The sequence below is a fragment of the Nostoc sp. S13 genome, from assembly GCF_029379315.1.
Taxonomy (GTDB): domain Bacteria; phylum Cyanobacteriota; class Cyanobacteriia; order Cyanobacteriales; family Nostocaceae; genus Nostoc.
Genome location: NZ_JAQYWQ010000222.1, coordinates 1 through 5,130 on the forward strand (window position 1 = coordinate 1; position 5,130 = coordinate 5,130).

Consider the following 5,130-nt stretch of genomic DNA (forward strand, 5'->3'; position numbering starts at 1 on the left):
TTTGACTTTGCCACTCTTCAGATGTACGGAGCTTGTTCAAAACTCAAATAGGATTCCTATATTATCCAGAATTTCTGAACAAGGAAGAAGCCGACGAACTGTATCAACACACTTTGGAATTGCAGTGGCAACAGAATCAAATACGTATGCTGGGTAAAACAATGCCTGTGCCTCGCCTAGAGTGCATTTATGGCGATGAAGGCTGTGATTACCTTTACTCTAAAAGCGTACTACTCAAACCACTACCTTGGACAGACGCTCTGGCTAAGTTACGCGACAGAATCACCGCAACTGCTGGTTATAACTTCCGCATTGTCATCGGCAATGAATATAGGAGCGGACAAGACAGTATCGGCTGGCACAACGACAGTGAAGCTTCGATGGGGCTAAATCCCGCGATCGCATCCATCAGTCTGGGTTCGGTGAGGAAATTCCAAATCAAGCCCATCGGGGGTAAGCCGACTGACTTTTGGCTGGAGCATGGGAGTCTGCTGGTGATGCTTCCGGGTTGTCAATCAACACATCTGCATCAAATTCCGAAGACCAATAAGGTCGTTAGTACACGGATTAATCTGACTTTTCGACCGCATGTTGGGGGTAAGAGATGAGCAAATTCATAATTTGTATGAACAATACCAGTATCAACGCTTAATTGGTGAATGGCTTTCTTTTTCTGATGCGGATGTTGAACAACTAAGTTTAGGTATGAAACTCATCGTTCGCGTAATGGGATTTGACTAAGAGGAATTATCCACCAAGCCGCTATAAATATCAGGAGACAGCCCTAGTAAGCTAATAATTTCTTGCTGTAGAAGATTTATTGGTGGTACATAGCCAAAACGTTCACCTCGGACTTCAATAATCGTCAAAGTGAGGTTAGAAAAAGCACGTAATAACCGTCTCAGCAGTAGGTTTATTAGTTTGTTTTTTGGGGTTATCAGGATATAACCCAGTAAAAGTTTTGCTCTGTGCTTCCAGTTGTCGTCGGACAACAAACTCGATTAAAGTCAGCAGTCGCAGTGCTAAACTCAGTAAATGAATCAGCCCAGTAACCTGGTCTTCACGTTGAACAAACATTGGGGCAATCGAAAGCGATGCACCCTTGAGACGATGAAAACCACGCTCGGCAATCCACTCATCTCGATAAGCCAGTACGGCTTGCTCGATGGATAAGATGCTTAGTGGCGCATTGCTAACAAAAGCTCTCCATCCAAAAGCTTTTTGGACTTGGGCAATAGCACTTTCGTTACGTGTAATGTTTTTGATTTGATACCTAATTTTCTTGCTAATACGCTTAGGACGTTCTGAAGCACGACCACGACCTACATAGTTTTCAACAATAGTTTCCTGGCATTCATGCTCGAAACCAAGTAACCCTTCGACTCGATGTTGGCGAAGAATTTCTGTAGCTTTTTGCAACAAAACCTGTTCGGAACTAATTTGTCGCTTCCCACGACCTTTTTCTGGAGTTAATGCCATCAACTTCTGTTGTGCATTACGAAGTCGCGTCTCTAATCCAAGAGTAGCCTGTTGTCCAAGTGTGGGAGAGTGAACAATAGACTTATCCGGAAATGAGAACTTTATTTGGCTGAAACCTAGCTCTGGAGAGGGTTTTAGAGGTTCCTGTTTTATATAAGCTAAAAAGCCAGCTATGTAAGGGTTTCAGCTATTTTGAGGTTTATTTGTGGATAAGTCTAATAAAAACCCTTTCAAGCCAGCATAATTGGGGGAGATGTTCATTAATCACCTCTACATTACGATGCACCTCGTAGCCCAGGGCTATAGTTTTTTCAGGGATAACCTTCTGTTGGCTTGCTTGAGTGTTGTGATTAAGACTTGTCCGTTTGATATCAAACAGTGGAAATTTACCTGCAACAGCGTCATCAATCCAGCTAGCAAGAAGTTCTGGAGTTTTACCCACCAGGGATAATGGGCATAGGTAGTAATCTCCCTGAACATGTATATGGCAGCGTGTTGATAGTGAACTCATTTTACAGTCCCCAACAAACAACAACCCTTTTTTGTTCAGTATCGCTGCGATTTGTTGGTAGGCTGGTACATACAGTCCGTCGTCTGCTTGTTCTCCAGATACTACCTGGGTTACAAGGGGCATCCCCAATGGGTCAATCATCCCCATCATCAATTTCACTTTGGGTAGGCTAGGGTCATCTTTACTATGCCCGAACTGAAATAAACCACCCTGACTGATTAGATGGTGTCCGCTAATAGTGGTTGCATCCAAACGCACTTGCTCCACTGATAAGTCATAAGCTTGGATGGTATTTTGGCTGAGGAAGCATTCTATGTATTGCCATGTTTCAGGGTTGCTTAACCTCTTCAAGAGAATGGCTAAACGGTCATCGCTAAAGTCTGTTTCTCTAATAGACCTATCCACAAATAAACCTCAAAATAGCTGAAACCCTTACATAGCTGGCTTTTTAGCTTATATAAAACAGGAACCTCTAAAACCCTCTCCAGAGCTAGGTTTCAGCCAAATAAAGTTCTCATTTCCGGATAAGTCTAATGTTGATTCCACAAACCTGCTCAATAGTGTAGCGGCGTTGTTCTACCCATTCCCTAACATACACTTTACGGTGGTCGCCCTGTGAGATAATATACGATAGCCAAATGCACGCCACCCACCCCCAATCAAGTCCTTCCTGTTTCCAGTGACGAGGCAAATGTTGATTGAGGATTTCTGGCAGTCCCATTTTTTTCATTACTTCTAGCAACAGAACAACATCGTCGATTCGTTCTGAGATTATTTTTTCAGGTAAATGTGCCATTTCTCACACTTACCATACTCGCATTCCGTCAGAACATCTTTTTTGATGCGATTTGGTAAGTCGCAGCGATCGCCTGTTTTTCTTCCCCCCCTTGTTCACACATCCCTCATTTCACCAAATCCATCCTCGATTACGCGAACGGTGAGTAATTCAAGAATGAGTTGAAAAAACACAATTGGACAAAACTTGCACAAAAAATCTCTGAAAAAATGGTGCCTGTTCAGGCTTTTTGTACGCTTAAAAAATTTTAAGTGCCTGGAACGACGCTTTTTCTCTTTGTTTCAGAGGTGCTGAGTTTGGGACGCTATTAGCTCACGTAGCCAAATGTGTAGCGGATCGTGATCGCAACGTTCATGCCAAATCTGTAGAAAATTGTAGTTACCAAGTTCAATCGGTGGTTTAAGGATAGCAAGGTTTGTATATTCAGCAAAGAGCATTGCAATTCGACTAGGCAACGTAACAATGAGATCAGTCTGAGCGACTATTAGAGGAGCCGAGAGAAAATGTGGTAACTTCAACATCACTCGACGCTTCACGCCTAAGCCTTCTAACACAGTATCCACAAGGGTTTTAGTCGAACCCGGTATTGCGTTTATAGGCGTAATGAAGGCATGTGGCCAAGCAACATAAGATTCAATTGTAAGATCCATTTGAGTAATGGGATGGTCAGCCCGAACTACAGATACATAATCTTCTACAAATAACTTTTGGAACCTAAACTCCGAAGTTTTTGGTAGATTAGGAACTCCTAAGCCTAGATCAATAACTCCATTTCTCAGTAAATCTAATGTGTCAGAACGCCAATGATGGCATTCCAAATTCAGTTGAGGAGCCTGTTGAGAAATTTGCTTCAAAACCTTTGGAAGAATCAAAACGGTTGCGTAATCTGATGCAGCTAGCTGGATTGTACCTTGTGCTGTTTTAGGTTCAAAACTGCTTGGTTGAATTAACTGCTCAATATTTAACAAAATTTTCTGTAGTGGTTCGAGTAGCTCTTGAGCACGTGATGTAAGAACCATGCCTTTCTTAGACCGTACAAGTAATGGATCGTTGAACACTTGGCGTAATCGCCCAAGTGCGTGACTGGTAGCTGATTGACTCAAACCAATTTTTTCTCCAGCATTTGTGACGTTACACTCTTGCAGCAAGGCATATAACACCAGTAAAAGATTAAGATCCAATTGCGACAAATTTATTTCATGCATAGATATTATTTATTCTATGAATTTGACAAATAATCATAAATTACTTATTATCAGTATGTTTATTAGAAACAAGGTATAGGACAAAAGTTTGGCAATAATTTGGATCTAAATCAGTGATTAACCCTTAACTGAAAATCAGGGGCTGTGAAGAGGATATTTTATTTATTAAATAAGTCAGCACAAGAAAAACAACCTATGTAAATCGAGGAAAGGAGGCTAAAACTCTTGTCCTCTCAGGAGTGGGGGACTGGGTGACTCATCTGGGGATTGGGGGAAATGGTGCCGCAGCTACGCCCGCACTTCTCTACCAGACGCTCTTGCTAGCTTGCTTCTCCGTAGGAGTACACACAAAGCTACTTCTCTTCTTAGGCTGCGCCAACGACTACGCTCAGTACAAGTCATTGACCATCGTAGACATCGCCTTTTCAACTTCATCATTCCACCTTTGAGTCTCATGGTTCAAGCTCAGAACTCGAAACGTCGAGCTTTTATCTTGGAACTTGATGCTCAGAACTCGAAACGCCGAACTAGGAGGCTGGAAAATCTAAACTTTGCCGAAAAGAAATGACTATTTCATTCAATGATCGCCTCAAGCCTTGATTATGTGCTTGTAGTTAATGCACTGAAGCTTAGAAAATTCGCACTGGTTCTAGTCTGTAAGTAACGATTTTGCCAATTGTCTTAATGCAGTGTATGCCTTGTTCCATTGTCATCACCAATCACCTTTTTCGTAAATGCCCTACCAGTTAACAAAAATTAGAATTGCATCTTTGCTCAAACCATTGAAAGTTCACCAAAGTCCTAGTAGGAGTTTTTACATCAGTTTTGTGGAAAACTGAAATGATTCAAAAATTTACAGCCCTAATTCATAAAGACAAATACATCCGTGTTGCTAAATTTGCAGATGTTCAAGCAGCAGGTAGTTTGTTGGTTCGCACCGAAAAACATACCATTGCTCTGTTTTACTCACACAATAAAGTCTATGCAATTGATAACCGTTGTCCTCATATGGGCTTTTCCCTCCACAGAAGCACTTGCCAAAATGGCATTGTGACTTGCCCTTGGCACTATGCACGTTTCGATCTCGCTAGTGGCGGAACATTTGACTCTTGGGCAGATGATGTTCCCTCCTTTGGTGT

The 5,130-nt window shown here is 42.0% G+C and carries 7 protein-coding genes; 2 read left to right on the plus strand and 5 right to left on the minus strand.

The window, feature by feature from the left end; genetic code table 11:
• The first annotated feature begins 32 nt into the window (after positions 1 to 32).
• Positions 33 to 608, plus strand: coding sequence for an alpha-ketoglutarate-dependent dioxygenase AlkB (locus PUQ00_RS32335; protein WP_300424052.1), 576 nt, complete (start codon positions 33 to 35; stop codon positions 606 to 608).
• A gap of 129 nt (positions 609 to 737) precedes the next feature.
• Here PUQ00_RS32335 and PUQ00_RS32340 read toward each other — a convergent pair whose 3' ends face one another.
• The 5 genes from PUQ00_RS32340 to PUQ00_RS32360 all read right to left on the minus strand — a co-directional run bounded on the left by PUQ00_RS32340 (position 738) and on the right by PUQ00_RS32360 (position 3,991).
• A complete protein-coding gene (locus PUQ00_RS32340; protein WP_300424054.1) occupies positions 738 to 869 on the minus strand; it encodes a hypothetical protein in 132 nt (43 codons plus the stop codon).
• A 7-nt stretch (positions 870 to 876) separates the two neighbouring features.
• Positions 877 to 1,479 (minus strand): transposase, encoded by a 603-nt coding sequence (locus PUQ00_RS32345; protein ID WP_300424056.1) that lies wholly within the window; start codon positions 1,477 to 1,479, stop codon positions 877 to 879.
• A gap of 199 nt (positions 1,480 to 1,678) precedes the next feature.
• Entirely contained in the window at positions 1,679 to 2,395 is a 717-nt protein-coding gene (locus tag PUQ00_RS32350) for a hypothetical protein (RefSeq protein ID WP_300424057.1), read from the minus strand.
• A 109-nt stretch (positions 2,396 to 2,504) separates the two neighbouring features.
• Positions 2,505 to 2,786 (minus strand): hypothetical protein, encoded by a 282-nt coding sequence (locus PUQ00_RS32355; protein ID WP_300416373.1) that lies wholly within the window; start codon positions 2,784 to 2,786, stop codon positions 2,505 to 2,507.
• 281 nt (positions 2,787 to 3,067) lie between these two features.
• Entirely contained in the window at positions 3,068 to 3,991 is a 924-nt protein-coding gene (locus tag PUQ00_RS32360; RefSeq protein WP_300424058.1) for a LysR family transcriptional regulator, read from the minus strand.
• Between the two features lie 840 nt (positions 3,992 to 4,831).
• Between PUQ00_RS32360 and PUQ00_RS32365 the strand changes: the two genes are divergently transcribed.
• Positions 4,832 to 5,130, plus strand: a 299-nt coding sequence (locus PUQ00_RS32365) for a Rieske (2Fe-2S) protein (protein ID WP_300424059.1), incomplete at its 3' end; no start/stop codon positions are given.

Coding starts and splice junctions, on each gene's coding strand:
- PUQ00_RS32345 (WP_300424056.1), bottom strand. CDS start 1,479: ATGGCATTAACTCCAGAAAAAGGTCGTGGGAAGCGACAAATTAGTTCC.
- PUQ00_RS32360 (WP_300424058.1), bottom strand. CDS start 3,991: ATGCATGAAATAAATTTGTCGCAATTGGATCTTAATCTTTTACTGGTG.
- PUQ00_RS32355 (WP_300416373.1), bottom strand. CDS start 2,786: ATGGCACATTTACCTGAAAAAATAATCTCAGAACGAATCGACGATGTT.